The following is a 25194-nucleotide window of genomic DNA, read 5'->3' on the forward strand; positions in this document are numbered from 1 at the left end:
GGGGCGCGTGGAGTGGCGTCCGTCAGTGCTTGACGTAGACGTGGACCAGGCTCGGCTCGGCCAGGATCGTGTCGGGGATGACCCCGCCGACCTCGGAGCCGGACATGTCGCTGAAGTTCATGTACATCAGGGGGACCACGGCGGCGTCCTCGAGGATCCGCTGGTCGATCTGCCCGTAGGTGGCGTTGCGCCGCTCCACGTCGGTCGTCTTGGCGGCCTTGTCGATCAGCGCGTTGACCTTCGGGTCGTTCAGGTAGGACAGGTCCTGGTTGGCCTGCGGGTTCTTCTCGATCAGCCGGCCGTCGAAGAGGGTGGGCAGCACCGTGGAGGCGTTCGGCCAGTCCGCGATCCAGTCGCCCCAGGTCAGGTCGTACTGGTTCTTGGTGTTGTCGACGGTGCTGAAGTAGTCGGCCGCGTCGATCGGGGAGATGTTGACGTGGATGCCGATGCGCTCCAGCGCGGTCTTCACGGCGTCGGCGAAGTGCTCCTGGGTGGGGGTGTTCTCCACGGCGATCGACATGGCCGGCCTGGGGTTGCCCGCCTGCCTCATCAGCTCCCGGGCCTTGGCGAGGTTGCCGGCCGGGTTGGCGCTGTACAGGTCGAACTTCCGGTAGCCGCCGATGCCGGGGCTGAGCATCGTCGTGGCGTAGTCGCCGTAGGCCGAGCCGCCGAAGGCGCCGCGGGCCGTGGTCTTGTCGACGGCGTACTCGATCGCCCGGCGGACCTTCAGGTCCTTCACCCGGGTGGTGTTGATGGCGAGGTAGTTGATGCCCGGCGCGGGGATCTTGTAGTAACGGTCCCTCAGGGCCGGGTCGTTGGCGAGCTGGGCGAGGTCGGAGCCCGCGATCGGCCACTGCTGGAGGGACGTTCGGGCGGTGCCCGCGTCCGCCTTGATCTGCTGGTCGATGGCCGACTCGTCCTGGCCGAACCTCACGTCCATCTCGTCGACGTTCTGCTGCCGGATCGGGTCGGTCGACTGGGACCAGTACGTGTTGCGGGTGAGGACGAGTTCCTTGTTCCTGGTGTACGACTTGATCATGTACGGGCCGTCGGCCCAGACCTTGGTGTCGTACGTCGAACCGGTGTCGTGGGCCTTGGGCACGGCCGCCCAGCCGGTCATCGCGGTGGTCTCGTCGAAGTCGGCCACCGGCTGGTTCAGGTGGAAGACGATCGTGTACTTGTCCGGCGTCTGGATGGAGGGGAGTTCCCCGCCGTGGTACGGGCCCTTGTAGGCGGCGCCGCCGACGAGCCACTGGGCCGCGTAGGGCGGGCCGCCGCTGATGTCGGAGGAGAAGAACCGCTCGACGCCGTACTTGACGTCGGGTGCGGTGACCTCGGTGCCGTCCTGGTACCTGACGCCGTGCCGGAGGTGGAAGGTCCACACGGTGGCGCCCTTGGAGGGTGTTCCGGTGTCGGTGGCCAGGTCGCCGACCAGCTTGGGGGCCGAGCCCGTCTCGTCCCAGCCGGTGAGGGTGCGCACGATCTCCTCGTCCATGCTCGAACCCTCGGTCGTGTAGACGCGCTGGGGGTCGAGGTGGTCGAAGTCCGCCTTGTCCAGGACGGTCAGGGTGCCGCCCTTGCCGGGTGCGCCGCTGCCGCTGCTGCCGGAGGACCCTCCGCATGCGGTGGCCCCCAGGGCGACCAGCACGGCGGCGGCCGTGAGAGCGACCGTGCGCGATCTGCGCGTGTCGGGCGATCTGCGCGTGTTGCGCGTCATTGAGGAAACTCCGTTCTCGCTACGGGCTCGGCGGCCGTGCGTGGGACCGCCGGGCCGACACTCGGGGGGTGGCTCGTCAGCCGCGCCGGGCGCGGGGATCCAGGGCGTCCCGGACGCCGTCCCCGAGGAGGTTGAGCGCCAGGACCAGCAGCAGGAGCAGGACGCCGGGCACGAAGAGGTACATCGGATCCTGGAGGAAGAACTGGGACGCGTCCGACAGCAGCGAGCCCCAGTCGGGGTTGGGCGGGATGACGCCGACGCCCAGGTACGACAGGGCCGCCTCGGTGGTGATGTTCTGCGGGACGGCGAGGGCGAAGGAGATCAGGATCGGCGCCCACAGGTTGGGCAGCAGCTGCCGGAAGAGGATGTGCCGCCGTCCGGCGCTCATCAGCCGGGCCGCGTCGACGAACTCCCGCTCGCGCAGGGACAGTACCTGTCCGCGCACCAGCCGGGCGGTGTACGCCCAGGCGAACACCGCGATGTTGAGGACCAGCACGAGCAGGCGGAGGTTCTCGTCGGTGCCGCCGTGACCGTCGGTCCGCAGGGCGTTCTGGATCACCGGTGTGAGCGCGATGATGAACAGCAGCTGCGGGAAGGCCAGCATGACGTCCATGACCCTCGACAGCAGCGAGTCGACCCAGCCGCCGAAGTAGCCGGCGGCGAGTCCGGCCACGACTCCGACGGCGGTGGACAGCACGGCGGAGGCGAACCCCACGGAGAGGGAGGTGCGCAGGCCGTGGACGACCCGGGCGAACAGGTCGTAGCCCGTGCCCGGTTCGACACCGAGCAGGTGCTGGGCACTGATGCCGCCCAGGGAACCGCGGGGGAAGTTGCCCGTGTCGGGGTTGATCGCCTTGTTGTCGGGGGTGATCGGTCCCCAGCCGGTCATCGCGGTGAGGACCGGCGCGAGCAGGGCGACGGCGATGAACAGGAGGGTGGCCACCAGGGCGGCCAGGGTCACCTTGTCCCGCCTGATGCGCTTCCAGGCCGTCCGGGCCGGTGAGCGGCCGGCGACGACCGTGCCGCCGGGTCTGGAGTCCTGCGTCGACGGCTCGGCCGGCAGCGCGGTGCCGCCGCCGGTGTCGACCGGCTGGTGGTGCGTGGTCATCGTACGGACATCCCGGATCTGCCCCTGGGGCAAGGAAAGTGGGTGGCGGTGGAAACTACCGCCGTGAGACTCTGCGGACTTTCGCAATGCCGTGCGAGTCCGGTCAAGCCGCGCAGGGGCCGGAATAGGGAGTGTTTGCGGTCCTGGGAAAGTGTTGACGAAAACGGGGAATGTGCTGACCCGCCGCGTGGCGGAGTGCGGGAGATTCCTTGGGAATCGCTTAGGAGCGGCTCCGGCGGCGTTTTCTCCCGCCTTTCCCTCGGAATCCCCCGGGCCGGGTAAAGGGCGCGGGCGGGCGGCCGCGGTCAGCCGACCGGGACTCCGGCTTCCAGGTAGAACGCCGCTCCGCGCTCACGCGCCCGCAGAGCCCAGCGCAGGCGCTCGTAGCGCACGGGCGGCAGCAGTTCGGCGGCTTCCTCCTCGGTGACGAACCGCCAGTCGCGCAGCTCCGGGCCGGGCAGCAGCACCTCACCGGCCTCCGCCGAGTCGAGCCGGCCGCCGTCGAACAGCAGGCGCAGTCCGCCGAAGCCGGGGGGCACGGGGCGTTCCCAGTCGACGACGAGCAGACCGGGCACCTCGTCGAGGTGGATGCCGGTCTCCTCGGCGACCTCGCGCATCCCGGCGCGGGCGGGCGCCTCACCCGGTTCGACGACACCGCCGGGGAATTCCCAGCCGGCCTTGTAGGTGGGGTCGACGAGGAGCACGCGGTCGTGTTCGTCGAAGAGGAGCACACCGGCGGCGAGCGTCTCGGCGGTGGGCTCGGGTGTCTGGACGATGTCGCAGACGGGCACGGAGCCGCTGTTCAGGGCCTCGGCGATACGGGCGGCGGCCTGGTACGGGGTGAGGTCGCTGGTGTCGACGGGGTGGGCGTCGGCGGTGAGCCAGGAGGCGAGGGCGGCGCGGTAGGGCTCGATGTGGTCGAAGGACCACCGGCGTATTCGCATCTCGCCGTCGGGCAGGTCGGGCGGTAGCCCACGGCCCGCTATGCGCTCCCGCAGTATCGTTTCGGCCGGGGCGAGCAGGATGTGGCTGACGGCGATCCTGCGCGCGGCCAGCCCACCGAAGATCTCGTCGCGGTACTCCTGGCGCAGCAGGGTCATGGGGACCACGAGGGTCCCGCCGAGCTCGGCGAGCATCGCGGCGGCCGTGTCGATCACCAGCCGCCGCCAGATCGGCAGGTCCTGGAAGTCGCCGACCTCGGCTAGGTGTTTCGGCGGCAGCAGGTACCGGAGCGCTCCGCCGATGACCTCGGGGTCGAAGAGCGTGCTGTTCGGGATCAGTTCGATCAGTTCCTGTGCGGTGGTGGTCTTCCCCGCACCGAACGCGCCGTTGATCCAGACGACGGTCACAGGTCCCCCTCTTCTGTTGGCCCCATGAGGCTTGCCCGCTCCACCCTGCCACGGAAACCAGCCCCAGTTGAGGGCGCATGACGACGGCGCCGGCGCCCCCGCGTGCGGGAGCGCCGGCGCCGTGACCCGGGGCCCGTCAGCCCTTCTTCTTCTTGCTGCCGTCCTCCCGGTCCAGGGACAGGCTGTCCTTGGCGATGACGGTCTTGTCGAGCGTCTTGAGGGTGTCGTCCACACTGAGGGTGCCCAGGTTCTCCGTGAGCGCGTGGGACGGGGTGACCGCCGCGACGACGAAGCCGGTGGCGAGGGAGGCGATGGCGAGCATGCTGCGCTTCTTCATGCCCCGCACAACGGCCGGACCCGCCCCGGGGTCACGCGGGCGCGTCCGGCCGGGCGATGAACGCGTTCAGGCCCGGTCGTCCTCGGAGTCGGCTCCCCAGCTGCCGGGGCCGCCGCCGCGCCACTCGATCAGCCCCGACGCCGCCACGTACGCGTCGTCCGCGTCCTCGATCCCCGCGCGCCGCAGGAACTCCGCGACGTCCAGCAGCCCGTAGGCGATACCGAGGAACTGGTCGTCCACACGGACCCGCCGCCCGCCGTCCGCGGCGGGCGGGTAGACCACGACGGGTTTCACGGACGCCATGCCACCAGGGTGCGCGGGGGCGGCCCCCAACGCTCCCCGGAGGGGGCCGTTCGGCCGACCCTGCGGGGACGGCGACCACGCCACGACCACCGCGACGAACGGCGGCTGCCGGGCCGCCCCCCGGCCGGCCCGGACCGCCGGGCCGGACCGCGCCGCGCGCTTGCGGGAAACGCAGGAGCGACAGCGGCGGACCGGGGTTGCCGGCGGCAGTGCACAACCTGGGCGCAAGGCCCCGCGGCCGACTCCGCATCTCGGCGGGACGCCCACCCGACGCCCCGGACACCCAGCGGGATTCCCCGCCCCGCGCACCCCGGAAGCCCGCGAGGCCCCCAGCCGGCCACGAGTCGGAACCCCACGGACGCCGCCCCCGCCCGAACCCTCCAACCCCCGGCAGGACGGAGCCTGGGACCCCACCCGGTCGGCGCCCCGCGACCCCGGCGCGACGGAGCCAGACGCCCCCACCCGGTCGGCACCTCGCAACCCCGGCACGACAGCACGCCCGACCGACGCTCGAGCAGCCCGGCGGAGACCCCCGCCCGGCGTTCGCACCCGGGCCGGACAGGAGTCCCGTCGGTCGGAGCTCCGGATGAAGCAGCCGGCGAGCGCGCCACCGGCGGGGCCCCGGATTCTCGTCAGGCGCCCACGTATGCCGCCAGGTGCTGCCCCGTCAGTGTGGAACGGTCCGCGACCAGGTCGGCCGGGGTGCCCTCGAAGACGATCCGGCCGCCGTCGTGACCGGCGCCGGGGCCGAGATCGATGATCCAGTCGGCGTGCGCCATGACCGCCTGGTGGTGCTCGATGACGATCACCGACTTGCCGGAGTCGACCAGCCGGTCGAGCAGGCCCAGCAGTTGCTCCACGTCCGCGAGGTGCAGGCCGGTGGTCGGCTCGTCGAGCACGTAGACGCCGCCCTTGTCGGCCATGTGCGTGGCCAGCTTCAGCCGCTGCCGCTCGCCGCCGGAGAGCGTGGTGAGCGGCTGGCCGAGGGTGAGGTAGCCGAGCCCGACGTCGGAGAGCCGCTCCAGGATCCGGTGCGCGGCCGGGGTGCGGGCCTCGCCGCTGCCGAAGAACTCCTCCGCCTCGGTCACCGGCATCGCGAGCACCTCGCTGATGTCGCGGCCGCCGAGGTGGTACTCCAGCACCGAGGCCTGGAACCGCTTGCCCTCGCAGTCCTCGCACGGGGTGTCGACGCCGGCCATCATGCCCAGGTCGACGTAGATGACACCGGCGCCGTTGCACGTGGGGCAGGCGCCCTCGGAGTTGGCGCTGAACAGGGCCGGCTTGACGCCGTTGGCCTTGGCGAAGGCCTTGCGGATCGGGTCGGCGAGCCCGGTGTACGTCGCCGGGTTGCTGCGGCGCGAGCCCTTGATCGGGCTCTGGTCCACGGAGATCACGCCCGCGTCGGCCGGGATCGATCCGTGCAGCAGCGAGCTCTTGCCCGAGCCGGCCACACCGGTGACCACGGTGAGCACCCCGAGGGGGATGTCGACGTCGACGTCCCGCAGGTTGTTGGCGGAGGCGCCGCGGATCTCCAGCGCCCCGGCGGGCTCGCGGACCGTGTCCTTGAGCCGGGCCCGGTCGTCGAGGTGCCGGCCGGTGACCGTGTCGGCGGCCCGCAGCCCTTCGACCGTGCCCTCGAAGCAGACGGTGCCGCCGGCCGTCCCGGCGCCGGGCCCCAGGTCGACGACGTGGTCGGCGATCGCGATCGTCTCCGGCTTGTGCTCCACGACGAGGACCGTGTTGCCCTTGTCCCGCAGCCGCAGCAGCAGGTCGTTCATCCGCTGGATGTCGTGCGGGTGCAGACCGATGGTGGGCTCGTCGAAGACGTAGGTGACGTCCGTGAGCGAGGAGCCGAGGTGGCGGATCATCTTCACGCGCTGCGCCTCGCCGCCCGAGAGCGTGCCCGCCGGCCGGTCCAGCGAGAGGTAGCCGAGACCGATCTCCACGAAGGAGTCGAGGGTGCCCTGCAACGCGGTGAGCAGCGGCGCCACCGACGGCTCGGCCAGGCCCCGCACCCACTCGGCCAGGTCCCTGATCTCCATGGCGCAGGCGTCGGCGATGCTGACCTTGCCGATCCGGGACGAGCGGGCCGCCTCGGTCAGGCGGGTGCCGTCGCACTCGGGGCAGGTGGTGAAGGTGACCGCCCGCTCCACGAACGCCCGGATGTGCGGCTGCATCGCCTCCTTGTCCTTGGACAGGAACGATTTCTGGATTTTCGGGATCAGGCCCTCATAGGTGAGGTTGACGCCGTTGACCTTGACCTTGGTCGGCTCGCCGTAGAGGAAGTCGTGCATCTCCTTCTTGGTGAACCGGCGGATCGGCTTGTTCGGGTCGAGGAAGCCGGACTGGGCGTACAGGCCGACGGTCCAGACGTTGTCGGACTTCCAGCCCGGGATGGTGAACGCGCCCTCGGCGATGGACTTGGAGTCGTCGTAGAGCTGGGTGAGGTCGATGTCGGAGACCTTGCCGCGGCCCTCGCAGCGGGTGCACATGCCGCCGGTGCGGGAGAAGGTCGCCTTCACCGTCCTGGTCTTCTCGGCTCCGCGGTCGACCCGGATGCCGCCGGAGGCGCTGACGGAGGCGGTGTTGAACGAGTACGCGCTGGGCGGGCCGATGTGCGGCTCGGCGAGGCGGCTGAAGAGGATCCGCAGCATCGCGTTGGCGTCGGTGGCGGTGCCGACCGTGGAGCGGGGATCACCGCCCATGCGCTGCTGGTCGACGGCGATGGCGGTGGTCAGGCCGTCCAGCAGGTCGACCTCGGGCCTGGCCCGGTTGGGCATGAAGCCCTGCAGGAAGGCGCTGTAGGTCTCGTTGATCAGCCGCTGCGACTCCGCCGCGATCGTGTCGAACACCAAGGAGCTCTTGCCCGAGCCGGAGACTCCGGTGAAGACCGTCAGCCGGCGTTTCGGGATCTCGATGCTGACGTCCTTGAGGTTGTTCTCGCGCGCGCCGTGCACGCGGATCACGTCATGGCTGTCGGCGAGGTGCGGCCCGGGCGACCGTCTGTCCGTCGTCGTGGCCTTGCTCATGGTGGCTCCATCTGTCGGGCGGGGCTGCCGCGCTGGGACGATCTCCTCCCCCGCGCCGGCCCCTCGGCGGGCGCGGCGCGGGGGTGCGTACGGTGGGGGCCGTTACCGGCCCTTGAGCTGCTGGATGCGGACCATGTTGCCCGCGGGGTCGCGGAAGGCGCAGTCGCGGACGCCGTAGGGCTGGTCCACCGGTTCCTGCACCACCTCGGCGTCGCTCGCCTGCAACCGCTCGAAGACGCCGTCGACGTCGGCGGTGGACAGGACGATGCTGGCGTAGGTGCCCTTGGCCATCATCTCGGTGATGGTGCGGCGCTCGTCGTCGGTGACGCCCGGGTCGGCGGCCGGCGGGTGCAGCACGAGGTTGGTGCCGGGCTGGCCGGCGGGGCCGACCGTGATCCAGCGCATGCCCTCGTACCCGACGTCGCCCCGCACTTCGAAGCCGAGGATGTCGCGGTAGAACGCCAGGGCGGCGTCCGGGTCGTCGTGCGGGAGGAAGCTGGCGTGAATGGTGAGGTCCATGGCCTTCACGCTAGTTTCGGCCCGCGGCGGGCGCTTCTCGATTCCTGACCGGTCTGGTGACCTGCTTGGCGACGCAGGACGGGATCCCGGCGGTGGCGCGCGCCGCCTGTCGCCGGTAGGCGCTGGGGGGCATGCCGACCAGCTCGGTGAAGCGGGTGCTGAAGGTGCCCAGCGAGGAGCATCCGACCTCGAAGCACACCTCCGTGACGCTGAGGTCTCCCCGGCGCAGCAGCGCCATCGCGCGCTCGATGCGCCGGGTCATGAGGTAGCTGTACGGCGACTCGCCGTACGCCTGGCGGAACGCGCGGCTGAGATGCCCGGCCGACATGTGCACCCCCCGTGCCAGCGCCTCCACGTCGAGCGGCTGCGCGTACTCCCGGTCGATCCGGTCCTTGACCCGGCGCAGCCGGGCGAGGTCGCTCAGCCGCTGCGCCGAGGCGGGTCTGCTGCTGCTCACATGCGCGATCGTGTCACACGGCACCGACACGCGGTCGGCGTTCGGGACAGCCCGCTCCCGGCGCCTGAACGTTTTTGCCGGTCTCACACCCCCGCGGCCGCGGGGTCCGTCCGCCGGGTCAGCGCCGCCGCCGCCGCGCCCACCAGGCCCGCGTCCGTGCCCATCTGGGCCGGTGCCACGGTGAGGTGCCGGACGAAGGACAGGGTCGCGTAGGAGCGCAGAGCCGTCCGCAGCGGCGTGAAGAGGATGTCGCCCGCCTTGCCCACGCCCCCGCCGATGACCACGACGTCGATCTCCACGAGGGTGGCGGTGGCGGCGATCCCGGCGGCCAGCGCCTGGGCGGCGCGCTCGAAGGAGGCGACGGCGACCGGGTCACCGGACCGGGCGGCGGCGGCCACCGCGGCGGCGCTGGTGTCACCGTCCGGGCCGGGCCGCCAGCCGTTCTCCAGGGCGCGCCGGGCGATGTTGGGGCCGCTGGCGATGCGCTCCACGCAGCCGTGCGAGCCGCAGGGGCACAGGTCGCCGTCGAGGTCGACGCTGATGTGCCCGATGTGGCCGGCGTTGCCGGTGGGCCCGGGGTGCAGCCGCCCGCCGAGCACCAGACCGCCGCCGACGCCCGTGGAGACCACCATGCACAGCGCGTTGTCGTGGCCACGGGCGGCGCCCTGCCAGTGTTCGGCCGCCGTGATCGCCACGCCGTCGCCGATGAGCTCCACGGGCAGGTCCCCGGCCGCGGCCCGGACCCGGGCGACGAGGGGGTAGTCGCGCCAGCCGGGCACGTTCACCGGGCTGACCGTCCCGGCCGAGGCGTCCACGGGTCCGGCGCTGCCGATGCCGACGGCCGTGGCGCGCTGCCACAGCGGTGACGCGTTGAGCTCGCCGAGCACCTGTTCCACCGCCCGCATCACGGTGTCGCCGTCCTCCCGGGCGGGCGTCGGCCGCTGGGCACGTGCCAGGATGCGGCCGTCGCTGTCCACCAGGGCGCCGGCGATCTTGGTGCCGCCGATGTCGAGCGCGGCCACGAGGTCGGTGTGCATCAGTGTCGGATCTCCCCGTCAACCATGAGAAAAACGCCGTGAAAAGCCGTCGCGCAGGGCAAACCGCGGACCGGTCGGCGGCGATGCACCGGCCCGGAGTTCGCGGTGGACAGTCTCCCCCGAGCCTGACAACGTTGTCCAGGCTCTATGCTCGACGCCACATCCTCATACAAACCCAGGACCGACGCATCCCCGTGGACGACAGGACAGGACACCGCACCGTGCCCCAGACCCACCTCCGATCCGCACCGCGCTACGGCAACCGTCCGACGATGAAGGACGTCGCCGCCCGTGCCGGGGTCGGCCTGAAGACGGTCTCGCGGGTCGTGAACGGCGAGCCGGGGGTCACGCCGGAGACGGAACGACGGGTCCAGGAGGCCATCGACGCCCTCGGTTTCCGCCGCAACGACAGCGCGCGGGTGCTGCGCAAGGGCCGCACGGCGAGCATCGGCCTGGTTTTGGAGGACCTGGCCGACCCGTTCTACGGGCCGCTGAGCCGGTCGGTCGAGGAGGTGGCCCGCGCGCACGGCGCCCTGCTGATCAACGGCTCCAGCGCGGAGGACCCGGAGCGCGAGCAGGAGCTGGTGCTGGCGCTGTGCGCGCGCCGGGTGGACGGGCTGGTGGTGATCCCGGCCGGGGACGACCACCGGTACCTGGAGCCGGAGCTCAGGGCGGGCGTCGCCACGGTGTTCGTGGACCGGCCGGCCGGCCACATCGACGCCGACGTGGTGCTGTCGGACAACTTCGGCGGGGCCCGCGACGGCGTGGCCCACCTCATCGCGCACGGGCACCGCCGGATCGGCTTCATCGGCGACATGCCCCGCATCCACACCGCCGCCGAGCGGCTGCGCGGCTACCGGGCCGCGATGGAGGACGCGGGCATACCGGTGGCGGACTCCTGGATGTCCCTCGGTGTCACCGACCCCGAGCGGGTGCGCAGGGCCGCCGAGGAGATGCTGTCGGGCCCGGACCCGGTCACCGCGGTCTTCGCGGGCAACAACCGGGTGACGGTCACCGTGATCCGGGTGCTCGCCGAGCAGACCCGGCGGGTCGCCCTCGTCGGCTTCGACGACATCGAGCTGGCCGACCTGCTGCAGCCGGGCGTCACGGTCGTCGCCCAGGACGCGGCGCACATCGGCCGCACCGCGGCGGAACGTCTCTTCCGGCAGCTGGACGGCAGCCCGGTCACGCCCGAGCGCATCGAGCTGCCGACCCGGCTGATCACCCGCGGCTCGGGCGAGATCCCCCCGGCGGCCTGAGCGGCCCATGCCCCGTCGCGTGGAACGGACGCTGACGGCCCTCGGCCTCGCCGAGGCGCCGCGCGAGCACCCCCTGCTGTATCCGGGCGTGTGGCCCGCCGACTCGGGGATCCTCGACGGGGACCGCTTCCTGCCCACCGGACGGCTGGTGTACGACGACCGCACGCCCCTCCTCGCCGTCGGCTCCAACGCTTCCCCCGGCCAGTTGCGGCACAAGATGCGGGAGTTCGGGATCAGCACGCCGCTGCCGATGGTGAAGGCCCGGGTGACCGGTCTCGACACCGGAGTCTCCGCGCACGTGAGCCGCATGGGGTACGTGTCGGCCTCTCCGGTCGCCGCCCCGGACACCGTGCGCGCGCTGTTCGTGCTCTGGCCGGACGCCGAGCAGCTCGCGGTGATCGACGCGAGTGAGGGCGCGCTGGTACCGGGCGGCAACTTCGACCGGGCCTGGCTGCCCGCGCCCGACGTACGGATCGACCTGGCGGACGGCACGCGGCTGCCCGGCGCGCACGCCTACGTCAACCGGCACGGCGTGCTGCACGACGGGACGGGCGCGCCGCGCACCCACCCCGGTCAGCGTGAGCTGCTCACCGACCTGCTCGTCGCGCTGCCGCGCCTGCGGGAGCTGTTCGGCGTCGTCCCCGAGGAGTTCTGCGCGCAGGCCCGTGCCGACCGGCGGCTGTGCGAGCGGGGTACGCGGCTGTTCGTCGAGGAGAAGCTGGTGACGGCCTCCGGGCTGGAGCGGTACGCGGCGGCGTCGGCGCGCCGTCAGCACAGCGGGAGCCCGGGGACGGGCCCGTCGTTGTCACCGCCCTTGACGTAGACGTCGCTGACCCAGACGTCCGTGTTGCCGCTGTCGTCGTCGGTCTTCGCCCACCAGACGTTGGTCCACTCGCCGTACGTCTCGCGGCGGCCCAAATTCTGCTGGCAGTAGAAGTAGTTGGTACCGGCGTTGAGGATGCCCGCCTTGGTGCCGGAGGCGGTGTAGGAGTCGGCGGTCTTCCAGACCTGGCAGTTGTACTTGCCGCCGCCGATGGCGTGGCAGGCCGGGGCCCCGGTGGCCGTGCCGCCGCTGCCGGAACCGCCGCCGGTGGCGCCCGCGCCGGATCCTCCCGTGGAGGTGCCGCCGTCGGTGCTCCCGTTCCCGCCGCCCGCGGACTTGGCGGGGGCGGAGGTGGAGGGCCGGCCGGAGGGCTCGGGCTCCTTCTCGTCCTCCGGTTTCGCGGACGGGTCCTTGCCCTCGTCCTCGCTCCTGTCGTCGGCCTGCCGCGTGGGACTCGGGGCGTTGGAGCCGTCGTCGGTGCGTCCGGGCTCGGAGGCCGCGGCGCCCGCCGCGTCGGTCCGCGCGTGCGGGGCCGTGCCGTCCCCGTCCCCCTCCCCGAGCAGGGCGACGGTGGTGCCGGCCGCCGCGAGGACGACGGTGACGGCCGCGGCGGCGAGGAGGGTGCGGGTCTTCCCGCTGCGGGGTCCGCGACCGGGGTTCACCGGGCCGGTCGGGGCGGCGTTCACCGGGCCGGTGGGGGCGGTGCCGCTCGCGCCGGCCGGGCCGGAACCCGGGGTGCCGGGACCCGTGCCGTGCGGACCCGCCGTCTGCGGGCCGGGCCCCATGGCGCCCGGGAAACCGGCGCCCGCCCCGTGCGAACCGGCACCCGCCGAACCGGCACCCGCCGAACCGGCACCCGCCGATCCGGCGTGCGACGCCCCGGCCTGCGGCCCCCGGGAACCGGGACCCGTGCCGCCCGGGAAACCGGCACCCGAGGCCCCCTGCGAACCGGCACCCGGGGTGCCCTGTCCCGGCTCGCCCGCTCCCCCGGCCGCCACGAAGGCCGCGGCCGTGCCGGGGCCGGGCGTGTCCGGGTTCTTCTGCCCGTCCGGGCCCTGCGACTGGTCAAGGTGCTGCGGTGGTCCGAACCCGGGCGGAACGGACGGCACACTGCGCTCCGTCTCCGGGCGCGGGACCGGGGCCGGGGCCGCGGGACCGCGCAGCGTCGACGTCGGCGTGTCGGTGCCGCCCGAGTCCGCCACCGTGCTGAGCAGCGCCCGGGCCTCGTCGGCCCCGGGGCGGGCCTCGGGGCGCTTGTCCATCAGGCGCCGCAGGACCGGGGCGAGCGGGCCGGCGCGGCGCGGCTCGGGCAGCGGCTCGGTGACGATCGCGGTGAGCGTGGAGAACGTGGAGGTGCGGCGGAAGGGCGAGGAGCCCTCGACGGCCGCGTACAGCGTGGCACCCAGGGCCCAGATGTCGGAGGCGGGACCCGGATCGGCCCCCTGGGCCCGCTCGGGGGCCAGGTAGTCCAGGGAGCCGACGAGTTCGCCGCTGCGGGTGAGGTGCGTGGCCGAGCCGTCGCCCGGGTCGTCCATGGTGGCGATGCCGAAGTCCGTCAGGACGACCCGGCCCGAGCGGTCGAGCAGGATGTTGCCGGGCTTGACGTCCCGGTGGAGGACGCCCACCCGGTGGGCGGCGGCCAGTGCCTCCATGACCTTCGCGCCGATCCCGGCGGCCTCGTGCGGGTCCAGCGTGCCGCGGTCGCGCAGGACGTCGTCCAGGGACGGCCCGTCGACCAGTTCCATGACGATGAGCGGGCGTCCGTCGACCTCGGCGATGTCGTGCACGCAGACCACCCCGGGGTGGCGGACGCGGGCCGCCGCACGCGCCTCCCGCTGCATCCGCAGCTGGAGACCGGCCAGTTCGGGACCGGCCGCGTCGGTGTAGGTGCGCAGTTCCTTGACCGCGACCTCACGGCCCAGGACCTCGTCGACGGCCTTCCAGACGACGCCCATGCCGCCGCGGCCCAGCTGGGCCGTGACGCGGTACCTGCCCGCCAGCAGCCGACCGGTCCCGTCCGCCTGCCCGTGCTCCCCCGTTGACACCGCTGCCCCGTTCCCGTGACCCCACCGGATCCGCTCACCCGTCCGTACGTGGCGTACAGACTACGGGGCGGCGGTGACGGCGATCAGCCCCGTGGTGAGGGATGTGACAGGGCCGGTACGTGCCGCTGGGGCGCACTCTCAGGCGGACGCCGTCAGGTCCCCTCGCCGGGGCGCCGCGAAGCCCTCCAGTTCGGCCCGAGTCAGGCCGGTGAGCCGGGCGACCTCGCCGATGTCGAGGGCGCCGCAGTCCAGGCCACGCAGCAGGTAGCCGCCGAGGGCCTTGGCGGTGGCGGGTTCGTCCATGACGTCGCCCGCGGTGCGGTTGGCGTAGCGGGCGAGGCGCGCGGCGGCCTGCTCGAAGCCCTCGCGGTAGAAGGCGAAGACGGCCGCGTAGCGGGTCGGGAGGTGGCCGGGGTGCATGTCCCAGCCCTGGTAGTAGGCGCGGGCCAGGGCGCGGCGGGTGAGGCCGTAGTGCAGGCGCCAGGCCGCGTGCACCTTCTCGGTGGGGCCGACGGGCAGGACGTTGGTGGAGCCGTCGGAGACCCGTACGCCGGTGCCGGCCGCGGCGACCTGCATGACGGCCTTGGCGTGGTCGGCGGCGGGATGGTCGCTCGCCTGGTGGGCGGCGGAGACGCCGAGGCAGGCGCTGTAGTCGAAGGTGCCGTAGTGCAGCCCGGTGGCGCGGCCCTCGGCGGCCTGGATCATGCGGGCGACGGTGGCGGTGCCGTCGGCGGCGAGGATCGACTGGCTGGTCTCGATCTGGATCTCGAAGCCGATCCGGCCGGGCTCCAGGCCGTGGGTCTTCTCGAAGGCGTCCAGCAGGCGGGCCATGGCGGTGACCTGCTCGGCGTAGGTCACCTTCGGCAGGGTGAGCACCAGCCCGGGGGGCAGGCCGCCGGCCTCCATCAGGCCGGTGAGGAAGATGTCGAGGGTGCGGATGCCCCGGGCGCGGACGGGCGCTTCCATGCACTTCATGCGGATGCCCGTGTAGGGGGCCGTGGTGTCTCCCCCGGCCTCCGGCCGGGAGGTGCCCCCGCCGTACGCCCCGGCGATGATCCGGGCGGCGCGGGCGGCGTCCTGGTCCTCCTCGGCGTCGGGGCGGTTGCCGTAACCGTCCTCGAAGTCGACGCGCAGGTCCTCGACCGGCTCGCGCTCCAGCTTGGCACGCACGCGCGCGTGGACGGGCCCGGCGAGTTCCTCGGGCAGGCCGAGGACGGCGGCGAAGGAGGCGGCGTCGGGGGCGTGTTCGTCGAGGGCGGCGAGGGCCCGGTCGCCCCAGGAGCGGATCGTGTCGGCGGCGAAGGCGTCGCCGGGCACGTAGACGGTGTGGACGGGCTGACGGGTGCCGGGGTCTCCGGGGTAGCGGCGCTCCAGTTCGGCGTCGACCGGGGCGAGGGAGGCGCTGATCTCCTCGCTGACGGCACCCGCGAGGCTCGTCGCCACCTTCTCCTGCTGGCCCTGACCCATTCCGAGACCCTCCCATTTTCCGCTGTACGGAATCAACAATCCGTAGAGCGAAGCTATCGGCCGACCTTCGACCTGGTCAACACCGTGGTGGAGCCGGTTTCCCCATCCTTTCGCTCCGGTCGCCGCAGACCCGTCCTCATCTTCCGTATTCAGCGGGCAAGCTTCATCCTGACGTGCAGGGAGGGAGATCACGTGCCGAACGAGGCCGGAGTGACGCGCCGCCACGGACTCAAGGCGGCGGCGGCCGCCGCCGTCGCGGGACCGCTGCTCACCACCGCGGGCCCCACCCAGTCCGCCACCGCCGGGGAGCACGCGGGCGCCCTGAACGTCATGACGTTCAACGTGCGCTTCGGGACCGACGTCGACGACACACCGCGCTGGTCCGTGCGCCGGCCGGTGATGCGGGAACTGCTGCGAGACGAGCGACCGCACGTGATCGGCACCCAGGAGGGGCTCTACCGGCAGGTGCGCGCGATCCGGACGGACCTCGGCGAGCACTACGACTGGATCGGCGTCGGGCGCGGGGGCGGCAGCAAGGACGAGTTCATGGCGGTCTTCTACGACACGCGCAGACTCGACCCGGTCGAGTTCGACCACTTCTGGCTCTCCGATACCCCGTACACGATCGCCTCGAACACCTGGGGCGCGGACTGGCTGCGCATGGTGACCTGGGTCCGTTTCGCCGATCTCGCCCGTGGCGGCCGGGAGTTCTACGTCCTCAACACCCACCTGGACAGCGTCAGCCAGTACGCCCGGGAGCGCTCGGCGGAGCTCATCGGCGAGACGATCGCCGGGTGGGACCGGTCGTTGCCCGTCGTCGTCACCGGCGACTTCAACGCGGACGCCCACCACAACCGGGTGTACGACCTCATGCTGGACATCGGGCTGGTGGACGCCTGGGACGCGGCGGCCTCGCGGGGTCCCGCGTACGGGACGCACCACGGCTACCGGCAGCCCCGGCCCGGCGGGCGGCGCATCGACTGGATCCTCACCACCCCCGGGGTGACCACGCACTGGGCCCGGATGAACACCTTCAGCCTGGACGGGACGTACCCGAGCGACCATCTGCCGGTGCAGGCCTCGATGACCCTGGGATGAGAAGAGCCCCCGCGGCCGTTGGCACGGTCGCGGGGGCCTTCGGGCAGCCGGGTCGATCAGCCCTTGCGGGCCTTGATCTCCTCGGTCAGGGCCGGGACGACGTCGAAGAGGTCGCCGACGACGCCGTAGTCGACGAGGTCGAAGATCGGGGCCTCGGCGTCCTTGTTGATCGCCACGATCGTCTTCGAGGTCTGCATACCGGCGCGGTGCTGGATCGCGCCGGAGATGCCGGAGGCGATGTACAGCTGCGGCGAGACGGACTTGCCGGTCTGGCCGACCTGGTTGGTGTGCGGGTACCAGCCGGCGTCCACCGCGGCACGCGAGGCCCCGACGGCCGCGCCGAGGGAGTCGGCGAGCGCCTCGATGATCGCGAAGTTCTCCGCGCCGTTGACGCCACGGCCGCCGGAGACCACGATCGCGGCCTCGGTCAGCTCCGGGCGGCCCGTGGACTCACGCGGCGTGCGGCCGGTGACCTTGGTGCCGGTGGCCTGCGCGGAGAAGGTCACGTCCAGGGCCTCGACGGTGCCGGCGGCCGGGGCGGCCTCGACGGCGGCGCTGTTGGGCTTGACCGTGATGACCGGGGTGCCCTTGGAGACACGGGACTTGGTGGTGTAGGACGCGGCGAACACCGACTGGGTGGCCACCGGGCCCTCGTCGCCGGCCTCGAGGTCGACGGCGTCGGTGATGATGCCGGAGCCCAGGCGCAGCGCCAGGCGGGCGGCGATCTCCTTGCCCTCGGCGGAGGACGGGACCAGCACGGCGGCCGGGGAGACGGCCTCGTGCGCGGCCTGAAGGGCGTCGACCTTCGGCACGACCAGGTAGTCGGCGTACTCGGCGGCCTCGTGGGTGAGGACCTTGACGGCGCCGTGCTCGGCGAGCGCGGCGGCGGTGTCGGCGGCGCCGCCTCCCAGCGCGACGGCGACGGGCTCGCCGATGCGGCGGGCGAGGGTCAGCAGCTCCAGCGTGGGCTTGCGGACGGCACCGTCCACGTGGTCGACGTAGACGAGAACTTCAGCCATGGGACTTCTTCTCTCCTGCTTGCGAAAGATGAGGGACGGTCGGCGATCGGGCTCAGATGAACTTCTGGGCCGCGAGGAACTCGGCGAGCTGCTTGCCGCCCTCGCCCTCGTCCTTGACGATCGTGCCCGCGGTACGGGCCGGGCGCTCGGCCGCGCCGTCGACGGCCGTGTAGGCGCCCTCCAGGCCGACCTCCTCCGCCTCGATGTCGAGGTCGGACAGGTCCCAGGACTCCACCGGCTTCTTCTTGGCCGCCATGATGCCCTTGAAGGAGGGGTAGCGGGCCTCGCCCGACTGGTCGGTCACGGAGACGACCGCCGGCAGGGAGGCCTCCAGGCTCTCGGAGGCGGCGTCGCCGTCGCGGCGGCCCTTGACCGTGCCGTCCTCGACCGAGACCTCGGAGAGCAGGGTGACCTGCGGGACGCCCAGGCGCTCGGCGAGCAGCGCCGGGACGACGCCCATGGTGCCGTCGGTGGAGGCCATGCCGGAGATGACCAGGTCGTAGCCGGCCTTCTCGATCGCCTTGGCCAGGATCAGGGAGGTGCCGATGGCGTCGGTGCCGTGGATGTCGTCGTCCTCGACGTGGATGGCCTTGTCGGCGCCCATGGACAGCGCCTTGCGCAGGGCGTCCTTGGCGTCCTCGGGGCCCACCGTCAGGACGGTGATCTCCACGTCGTCGTCGGAGTTCTCGGAGATCTGCAGCGCCTGCTCGACCGCGTACTCGTCGAGCTCGGAGAGCAGACCGTCCACGTCGTCCCGGTCGACGGTCAGGTCATCGGCGAAGTGCCGGTCGCCAGTGGCGTCGGGCACGTACTTCACAGTGACAACGATCCTCAAGCTCACGCCGGCTCTCCTACTGCATCGTCATTTCTCGGCTGCCTCTTGCAGGCAGCATAGGCGCCTCAAGCGGCCGATCCCGGTCGGGGCGACCCACGCTCCGAGCGAAATATTACTCGTCAGTACACAGAGTTCGTTCCCGCTAAGCAAGCGCTTTGAACTGTGACCTTCGCAACGCAGCGTAACCGGAACTCGACGGTCACGCAGCCCCGGGGGACGCCCCGGCTCAGTCGCCCAGCCGGTGGAAACGCCCATGGTGGTAGAGGAGGGGGCGGCCGGTCCCGGTGGGGTCGCCGTGCACGACCTCGGCGATGACGATGCGGTGGTCGCCGGCCGGGACGCGCGCGACGACCCGGCCCACCAGCCAGGCCAGGACGCCGTCCAGGACGGGGACGCCCTCGGGCCCGTCCCGCCAGGCGGTGGGCGCCCCGAAGCGGTCGGCTCCGCTGCGGGCGAAGGTGGCGGCGAGTTCCCGCTGGTGCTCACCGAGGACGTGGACGCCGACGTGATCGGCCTCGGCTATCGCCGGCCAGCTGGAGGCGCCGGTGCCGATGCCGAAGGAGAGCAGGGGCGGCTCGGCGGAGACGGAGGTCAGGGAGGTGGCGGTGAAGCCCACCGGACCGGCATCGCCACGGGCGGTGATGACGGCGACGCCCGCCGCGTGCCGCCGGAAGACCGAGCGCAGGAGGTCGCTCGTGGTGAGGAGGTCCGCAGGCATGGGGTCAGGCTGACGATAAATGGTCGGCGCAGTCAAGTTCGTTCCGTGATGTGGGAGATGACTCACCGGCGCGGCCCCGCTCCTCACACCGCCTCCCCGAGCGCGGCGATCACGTCGGCCTTGCGCGGCTGCCCGACGGCCCGCCGCACCACCCGGCCCTCGGCGTCCAGGACCAGCACGGTGGGGGTCTTGAGGATGTCCAGCCGCCGTACGAGGTCCAGGTGCGCCTCGGCGTCGATCTCGACGTGGGTCACGCCCGGGACCAGCCCGGCGACCTCGCCGAGGACGCGCCGGGTGGACCGGCAGGGCGCGCAGAACGCGCTGGAGAACTGCACGAGCGTGGCCCGCTCGCCGAGCTCCGCGCCCAGTTCCGCCGCACCGAGCCGCCTGTCCTCGTCCCGCCCGCGCACCGCACTCTCCCGCTCCGCCGCCTGTGCGGCACTCCGGCGGCGCTCGCCGCCGCGAGCACCGCCACACACACCCACCAGTCCGGTCATCACCTGCTGCAAGCGTTCCCGGGGCCGCGGAGATTCCCGGGCCCCGGGCCGCGGGTCATACCCGCTCGTGCGGCGTGTGGCGACGCGCGCGGGGTAATGCGGGCGTAAAAGCACGAGGTGGGGTCCGGGGCCACGTGACGAGAATCTCCTCTCCCACGGGCACGAGGACTGGCTACCCGGCCGTTCTTGGGGCACGATCTGCGACAAGCCCGTAAACCTACGGCTGCGTAACTTGTCCGCTGGGAATCCCTTCCCAGGCAGAGCAGGAAGGGTCCGAACCGCCCATGGCAGAGCTCGTCTACCGTCCCGTCGTCGGCTTCGCCCGCACGCTGTTCAAGGTGTGGGACCTCAAGATCGACTGTCAGGGTTCGGAGAACATCCCGCGCTCGGGCGGCGCCGTACTGGTGAGCAACCACATCAGCTACCTGGACTTCGTCTTCAACGGCCTGGCGGCGCTGCCGCAGAAACGTCTCGTGCGCTTCATGGCCAAGGAGTCCGTCTTCCGGCACCGGATCTCGGGTCCGCTGATGCGCGGCATGAAGCACATCCCCGTCGACCGCAAGCAGGGCGAGGCGGCCTACGCGCACGCCCTGGACTCGCTGCGGTCGGGCGAGATCGTCGGGGTCTTCCCGGAGGCCACGATCTCGCAGTCGTTCACGCTCAAGAGCTTCAAGTCGGGCGCGGCGCGCCTGGCGCAGGAGGCCGGCGTCCCGCTGATCCCGATGGCGGTGTGGGGCACGCAGCGGCTGTGGACCAAGGGCCAGCCGCGCAACTTCAAGCGCAGCCACATCCCCATCACGATCCGGGTCGGCGAGGCGATCGAGGCCTCACGCGACAAGTACGCGGGGGCGATCACTCGCCAGCTGCGCGAGCGCGTCCAGGAACTGCTGGAGGCCGCCCAGCGTGCCTACCCCGTACGCCCGAAGGGCCCGGACGACACCTGGTGGATGCCCGCCCACCTCGGCGGCACGGCCCCGACGCCGGAGCAGGTGCGGGCGGCCGAGGCGCACTGACGCCCGGGCGTCCGCGGCTCAGGCGGCGGACCAGGGAGCGCGTACGTCGATGTCGGCGCCGGGGCTGAACTTCTCCAGCAGTCCGGCGAGTTCCGCCGCGGCGGCCTCCACCTCGGCCACCGGCATCGGCGCCATGCCCTCCAGCAGGAAGATGGCCGAGGTCGTCCCCTCGGTGAGCCGGGTGCGCGGTCCCTGGCGCCAGTTCCAGCGGCGGCAGGTCACACCGGCGTCGTCGCACCACACCACTTCCCCCGCGTCGGGGTGCTCCACCGTCTCCTCGCCGCCGGCCACGGTCACGAAGTCCTCCGTGCCCGTGGCCCGCACCAGGCGCATGCCGCCCTGGATGCGGTCGAGGTCCTCACCGCCGACCGGGACCAGATGGGCGACGCTGACGGCGTTGTACAGGTCGACGAGCAGGTTGATCCGGGGCAGCCCGGCGTCCGTCAGGGCCCGCTTGGCCAGGGCTTCCGCGGAGTTGCGGGTGCGGGACGGCTTCGACCCGAAGGCCGTGTAGGCCGCGCGCCAGGCCACCATGTGCGGGTCCTCGTGCGGGGCGCGGCCGTCCAGCCGGGCCGCCAGCCGGTGGGCGGCGTCGTCCAGCAGTCCCGCGCCGGCGTCGGTGCTCGGCCCGTTGACCAGGCCGTGGGCCTCGATCGCGACATGTGTGAAACCGGGCGCGAGAGCGCGGACGTCGTCGGACACGGTGAGTGAGAGCGTCATGGTCGGGCCTCAGAGTGCGGTGGGGAGTGTCTGCCACAGGGACGGCCGGTCGGGTGCCGCCCGCAGGACGTCCAGCACGGCCGGGTGTGGTGCAGCATACAGGACCAGGTAGTCCAATTCATTGGACGCCGGGTCGGGCACGAAGGCCAGCCGCTCGCCGTCGAGCGAGAACCGCGCGTCGACACCGGGCTTGTTGCCCCGGGGGTCCTGCCGGTGCCAGGCGCCGTTGAACCGCACGGCGACCAGCCCGTGCACCTCGTCGAACTTCTGGTAGCACAGCGCGGTCGGGATGTCCTCGGCCCGCAGCAGCGCGGCCAGCGCGTGCGCCTTGGCGTAGCAGATGCCGGTGCGCTGTTCCAGGACGTCGGAGGCCCGCCAGGTGACGCGCGGGTCGCCGGAATCCTGTGAGTGCGTGATGGCGTCGCGCACGAACTCGAACGCCACCCGCGCATGATAGGGAGCGCCGCTCGCACGGGTCAATCAATTTTCGACATCTCGTATATTTATGCAGTCCGATGAGAACGGCCGAACACCGCCGCAACCTTCGGCCCGGCCACAACCCTTCCTCCGCGGCACGGGTCTCGGATCCACGGAACGATGACGAGGAGGGGGACATGAAGCACTTACGACGTCTGCTGGGGACAGCGGTGGCGTGCGGCGCACTCGCGGCCGCCGGAATCGGCGGCGCGCCCGCGCAGGCCGCGGAGAACGGACTGTGGATCGGCGCGCCGTACGAGACGGTCCTGCCCGGCGCGGAGGCGGACGGCAGCGCCCGCGAGCGCAGCCTGGAGGTGACGGTCAGCCGCGATGTCGCGGACGGCAGCGTGCCGGCCGGTCGGCTGACCGTCGACGTGAGCGAGGTCGCCGCCTTCGCGCGGGTGTCCTGGCCCGCGAACTGCGCGCCCGAGTCGGAGGTCAGGGCGGTCTGCGCCTTCCCGGGGATGCCGGACGGGACGGGCACGGTACCGGCCGCCACGTTCGGGCTGCGGGCGCTGCCCGGCGCGGACCTCGGTGCCTCCGGGCACGTGCGCTACTCGGCCACCGCCGGGGAGCTCACGTCCTACGCCGCCGAGACCCGGGTCGGTCTGGGCAACGGGCCTGACCTCGGGCTCAGCGAGACCCCCTACCAGCGCGATCTCAGGCCGGGCACCGGGACGAGCGTGCGGGCGACGCTGTCCAACAGCGGCAACCGCACCGCCGAACGCACCCTGATGTGGATCAGCGCCTCGTACGGGCTGCGCTTCATGGAGCGGCACGCGAACTGCGAGTACCGGGACCACGTCACCGGCACGGGAGCCCTGTGCGTGCTGGACGAGGCGGTGGCGCCCGGACAGCGGTACGCGGTGACGACCCGGCTCGGCGTCGGGCGCAAGGCGATGTACGAGCGGTTCGACCACTCCGTCCAGCCGTACTCGGACGAGGCGCTCAAGGAGGCCCGCGGCGACTGGACCTGGACCCGGGGCACGGGCCGTGAGCTGGACCTGCGGCCCGTGACCGCACGCAGGACGGCGGCGCCGGAACCCGACATCGACCCGCAGGACAACTTCCGGACCGTCATCCTCGACGCCCGCAACACCGCCGACCTGGAGCTCACCGGCAGCCGGGTGCGCGGGGCCGTCGGTGACACCGTGACCGCCGAGGTCACCGTCCACAACCGTGGCCCGGCCTGGGTGGCGTCGCTGGGCGTGGGAGCCTCCGTGGCCACCGTGCGGTTCCGGGCGCCGGAGGGCACCACGGTCGGCACCCTGCCGGAGGACCGGTGCTGGACGGAGGAGGACGGTACGTCCCCCGCCACCCACTACTGCCGGACGCCGATCTACCTGCACGACAAGGCGTCCTACGGCTTCCGGATCCCGCTGCGGATCGACCGTGTCGTGCGCGGGGCGCACGCCACCGTCGAGACCCTCAACGACGACCCGGAGCTGAGCATCCGGGAGTTCGACCCGAACCTGCGCAACAACAGCGCGCGGATCGTCGTCAACTGACGGCCCGCGCGGGGGAGATGGCCCTAGCGGGCCATCTCCTCCTTCAGCGCCGCGAGGAACGCGTCCACGTCGTCCTCGGTCGTGTCGAAGGCGCACATCCAGCGGACGTCGCCCGCGGCCTCGTCCCAGAAGTAGAAGCGGAAGCGCTTCTGCAGGCGCTCGCTCACGTCGTGCGGCAGCCGCGCGAACACCGCGTTGGCCTGCACCGGGTGGAGGATCTCCACGCCGTGCACGGACCGCACGCCCTCGGCGAGGCGCTGGGCCATCTCGTTGGCGTGCCGGGCGTTGCGCAACCACAGGTCCCGGGCGAGCAGGGCCTCCAGCTGCACGGACACGAACCGCATCTTCGAGGCGAGCTGCATGGACAGCTTGCGCAGGTGCTTCATGTGGCTGACGGCGTCCTGGTTGAGGACGACGACGGCCTCGCCGAAGAGGGCGCCGTTCTTCGTGCCGCCCAGGGAGAGGATGTCGACGCCGGCGACCTCCGTGAGCGTCCGCATCGGGACGTTCAAGGTGGCGGCGGCGTTGGCCAGCCGGGAGCCGTCCAGGTGCACCTTCATGCCGTGCGCGTGGGCGTGCTCGCACAGCGCCCGTATCTCGTCCGGCGTGTAGACCGTGCCCAGTTCGGTGGCCTGGGTGATCGAGACGACCTGCGGCATCGCCCGGTGCTCGTCGTCCCAGCCGTACGCCTGCCGGTCGATCAGCTCGGGCGTGAGCTTGCCGTCGGGCGTCGGGACGGTCAGCAGCTTCAGCCCGCCGACCCGCTCGGGCGCGCCGCACTCGTCGACGTTGATGTGCGCGCTCTCGGCGCAGATCACCGCGCCCCAGCGGTCGGTGACCGCCTGGAGCGCGACGACGTTGGCACCGGTGCCGTTGAAGACCGGGAACGCCTCGGCCGTGGCCCCGAAGTGGCTGCGGACGACGCGCTGAAGGTTCTCGGTGTAGGCGTCCTCGCCGTAGGCGACCTGGTGCCCGCCGTTGGCCAGGGCCAGGGCGGCAAGCACCTCCGGGTGGGCGCCGGCGTAGTTGTCGCTGGCGAAACCGCGGACGTCGGGGTCGTGGTGGCGGCGCGCGTCGGTCTTCGGCGGGTTCACGGCTTCTCGGTGAGCCACAGACGTTTTCCGTTCACTTCGGCGGCGGGCTTCTCCCAGACGTCGGTGATGGCCTCGGCCAGATCCTTGACGTCGGTGAAGCCCGCGAACTTCGCGTGGGGGCGCTCGGCGCGCATCGCGTCGTGCACCAGTGCCTTCACCACCAGGATCGCAGCCGCCGACGTCGGCCCGTCGGGGCCCCCGGCCTTGCGGAAGTAGTCGGCCATGGCCAGCGTCCACGCCTCGGCGGCCGCCTTGCCCGCGGCGTAGGCGGCGTTGCCCGCGGTGGGCTTGCTGGCGCCGGCGGCGCTGATCAGCACGTACCGGCCGCGGTCGCTGCGCTGCAGCGCCTCGTGGAAGGCCAGGGAGGTGTGCTGCACCGTGCGCACCAGCAGCATCTCCAGGAAGTCCCAGTCGTCGAGGCTGGTCCTGGTGAACGTCTCGCTGCCGCGCCAGCCGCCGACGAGGTGGACCAGGCCGTCGACGCGGCCGAAGTCCTTCTCGATGCGGTTGGCCCAGTCGCGGGTGGCCTGCAGGTCGAGCAGGTCGACCGTGTCGCCGGTGACGGTGGCGCCGCCGGTCGCGTAGCTCGCCGCGTCCACCGCCTCCGCCAGCCGCTCGGGATCGTTGTCGGAGCCGATGACGGTGGCTCCCGCCTCGGCCAGCCTGAGCAGCGCCGCCCGGCCCGCCGGCCCGCCCGCACCGGCCACCGCGATCACCGCACCGCTGAGCGCCCCGTTCCCCGCCATGTTCTTCGCCTCCTGAGCA

At 72.4% G+C, this 25194-nt stretch carries 22 protein-coding genes and 2 pseudogenes; 5 read left to right on the forward strand and 19 right to left on the reverse strand.

Annotation, left to right across the window (positions count from 1 at the left end):
• Positions 1-22 precede the first annotated feature (22 nt).
• The 9 genes from AC07DA_RS32305 to AC07DA_RS32345 form a co-directional block, all read right to left on the reverse strand.
• Positions 23-1717, reverse strand: coding sequence for an ABC transporter substrate-binding protein (locus tag AC07DA_RS32305; protein ID WP_479131781.1), 1695 nt, complete (start codon positions 1715-1717; stop codon positions 23-25).
• A 76-nt stretch (positions 1718-1793) separates the two neighbouring features.
• Positions 1794-2825 carry an ABC transporter permease gene (locus AC07DA_RS32310; RefSeq protein WP_479131782.1) on the reverse strand — a complete coding sequence of 344 codons (1032 nt, stop codon included), beginning with the start codon at positions 2823-2825 and terminating at the stop codon, positions 1794-1796.
• A gap of 305 nt (positions 2826-3130) precedes the next feature.
• Positions 3131-4174 (reverse strand): NUDIX hydrolase, encoded by a 1044-nt coding sequence (locus tag AC07DA_RS32315; RefSeq protein ID WP_479131783.1) that lies wholly within the window; start codon positions 4172-4174, stop codon positions 3131-3133.
• 136 nt (positions 4175-4310) lie between these two features.
• Complete coding sequence (locus tag AC07DA_RS32320; protein ID WP_479131784.1) at positions 4311-4511, reverse strand: hypothetical protein; 201 nt, start codon at positions 4509-4511, stop codon at positions 4311-4313.
• Positions 4512-4577: 66 nt separating this feature from the next.
• Complete coding sequence (locus AC07DA_RS32325) at positions 4578-4814, reverse strand: hypothetical protein (RefSeq protein ID WP_479131785.1); 237 nt, start codon at positions 4812-4814, stop codon at positions 4578-4580.
• 632 nt (positions 4815-5446) lie between these two features.
• Positions 5447-7843, reverse strand: coding sequence for an ATP-binding cassette domain-containing protein (locus AC07DA_RS32330; protein WP_479131787.1), 2397 nt, complete (start codon positions 7841-7843; stop codon positions 5447-5449).
• 102 nt (positions 7844-7945) lie between these two features.
• Positions 7946-8362 (reverse strand): VOC family protein, encoded by a 417-nt coding sequence (locus tag AC07DA_RS32335; protein ID WP_479131788.1) that lies wholly within the window; start codon positions 8360-8362, stop codon positions 7946-7948.
• 10 nt (positions 8363-8372) lie between these two features.
• Positions 8373-8819: a helix-turn-helix transcriptional regulator gene (locus AC07DA_RS32340; protein WP_479131789.1), complete on the reverse strand. Its 447-nt coding sequence runs from the start codon at positions 8817-8819 to the stop codon at positions 8373-8375.
• An 83-nt stretch (positions 8820-8902) separates the two neighbouring features.
• Positions 8903-9856 carry an ROK family protein gene (locus tag AC07DA_RS32345; protein ID WP_479131790.1) on the reverse strand — a complete coding sequence of 318 codons (954 nt, stop codon included), beginning with the start codon at positions 9854-9856 and terminating at the stop codon, positions 8903-8905.
• Positions 9857-10050: 194 nt separating this feature from the next.
• Here AC07DA_RS32345 and AC07DA_RS32350 point away from each other — a divergent pair, with 194 nt between their 5' ends.
• Together AC07DA_RS32350 and AC07DA_RS32355 are read left to right on the forward strand one after the other, a co-directional pair.
• Positions 10051-11115, forward strand: coding sequence for a LacI family DNA-binding transcriptional regulator (locus AC07DA_RS32350; RefSeq protein WP_479131791.1), 1065 nt, complete (start codon positions 10051-10053; stop codon positions 11113-11115).
• Positions 11116-11122: 7 nt separating this feature from the next.
• Positions 11123-11938, forward strand: a complete 816-nt coding sequence (locus AC07DA_RS32355; protein ID WP_479131792.1) for a hypothetical protein — start codon at positions 11123-11125, stop codon at positions 11936-11938.
• Here the strand turns inward: AC07DA_RS32355 and AC07DA_RS32360 are convergent.
• Both AC07DA_RS32360 and AC07DA_RS32365 read right to left on the reverse strand, forming a co-directional pair.
• Complete coding sequence (locus AC07DA_RS32360) at positions 11884-13983, reverse strand: serine/threonine-protein kinase (protein WP_479131793.1); 2100 nt, start codon at positions 13981-13983, stop codon at positions 11884-11886. The two genes, AC07DA_RS32355 and AC07DA_RS32360, sit on opposite strands and share 55 nt — an antisense overlap.
• Before the next feature lie 138 nt (positions 13984-14121).
• A complete protein-coding gene (locus AC07DA_RS32365; RefSeq protein ID WP_479131795.1) occupies positions 14122-15450 on the reverse strand; it encodes a DUF6986 family protein in 1329 nt (442 codons plus the stop codon).
• A gap of 192 nt (positions 15451-15642) precedes the next feature.
• Between AC07DA_RS32365 and AC07DA_RS32370 the strand changes: the two genes are divergently transcribed.
• The gene (locus tag AC07DA_RS32370) at positions 15643-16548 is read left to right on the forward strand and encodes an endonuclease/exonuclease/phosphatase family protein (RefSeq protein WP_479131796.1); all 906 of its coding nucleotides are present in this window, start codon (positions 15643-15645) and stop codon (positions 16546-16548) included.
• A 56-nt stretch (positions 16549-16604) separates the two neighbouring features.
• Here AC07DA_RS32370 and AC07DA_RS32375 read toward each other — a convergent pair whose 3' ends face one another.
• The 4 genes and pseudogenes from AC07DA_RS32375 to AC07DA_RS32390 all read right to left on the reverse strand — a co-directional run bounded on the left by AC07DA_RS32375 (position 16605) and on the right by AC07DA_RS32390 (position 19617).
• The gene (locus AC07DA_RS32375) at positions 16605-17567 is read right to left on the reverse strand and encodes an electron transfer flavoprotein subunit alpha/FixB family protein (protein WP_479131797.1); all 963 of its coding nucleotides are present in this window, start codon (positions 17565-17567) and stop codon (positions 16605-16607) included.
• 52 nt (positions 17568-17619) lie between these two features.
• Positions 17620-18408 carry an electron transfer flavoprotein subunit beta/FixA family protein gene (locus AC07DA_RS32380; RefSeq protein ID WP_479131798.1) on the reverse strand — a complete coding sequence of 263 codons (789 nt, stop codon included), beginning with the start codon at positions 18406-18408 and terminating at the stop codon, positions 17620-17622.
• A gap of 220 nt (positions 18409-18628) precedes the next feature.
• A complete protein-coding gene (locus tag AC07DA_RS32385; RefSeq protein WP_479131799.1) occupies positions 18629-19120 on the reverse strand; it encodes a flavin reductase family protein in 492 nt (163 codons plus the stop codon).
• 83 nt (positions 19121-19203) lie between these two features.
• A pseudogene (locus tag AC07DA_RS32390) lies at positions 19204-19617 on the reverse strand (thioredoxin family protein).
• Positions 19618-19901: 284 nt separating this feature from the next.
• On the opposite strand from AC07DA_RS32390, the gene AC07DA_RS32395 reads away from it, so the two are divergent.
• Positions 19902-20630: a lysophospholipid acyltransferase family protein gene (locus AC07DA_RS32395; RefSeq protein WP_479131800.1), complete on the forward strand. Its 729-nt coding sequence runs from the start codon at positions 19902-19904 to the stop codon at positions 20628-20630.
• An 18-nt stretch (positions 20631-20648) separates the two neighbouring features.
• On the opposite strand, the gene AC07DA_RS32400 is transcribed toward AC07DA_RS32395, so the two are convergent.
• A complete protein-coding gene (locus AC07DA_RS32400) occupies positions 20649-21350 on the reverse strand; it encodes a B3/B4 domain-containing protein (RefSeq protein WP_479131801.1) in 702 nt (233 codons plus the stop codon).
• Between the two features lie 9 nt (positions 21351-21359).
• Positions 21360-21803, reverse strand: a pseudogene (locus AC07DA_RS32405) (transglutaminase domain-containing protein); the annotation flags it as partial.
• Positions 21804-21964: 161 nt separating this feature from the next.
• Here AC07DA_RS32405 and AC07DA_RS32410 point away from each other — a divergent pair.
• Positions 21965-23335, forward strand: coding sequence for a hypothetical protein (locus AC07DA_RS32410; RefSeq protein WP_479131802.1), 1371 nt, complete (start codon positions 21965-21967; stop codon positions 23333-23335).
• A gap of 23 nt (positions 23336-23358) precedes the next feature.
• Here AC07DA_RS32410 and AC07DA_RS32415 read toward each other — a convergent pair whose 3' ends face one another.
• Positions 23359-24429, reverse strand: coding sequence for a threonine aldolase family protein (locus tag AC07DA_RS32415; protein WP_479131803.1), 1071 nt, complete (start codon positions 24427-24429; stop codon positions 23359-23361).
• Positions 24426-25175 (reverse strand): SDR family NAD(P)-dependent oxidoreductase, encoded by a 750-nt coding sequence (locus tag AC07DA_RS32420; RefSeq protein WP_479131854.1) that lies wholly within the window; start codon positions 25173-25175, stop codon positions 24426-24428. Before AC07DA_RS32420 ends, AC07DA_RS32415 begins: the two co-directional genes overlap by 4 nt.
• Positions 25176-25194: the final 19 nt, after the last annotated feature.

Source organism: Streptomyces sp. NPDC044921, assembly GCF_056432865.1.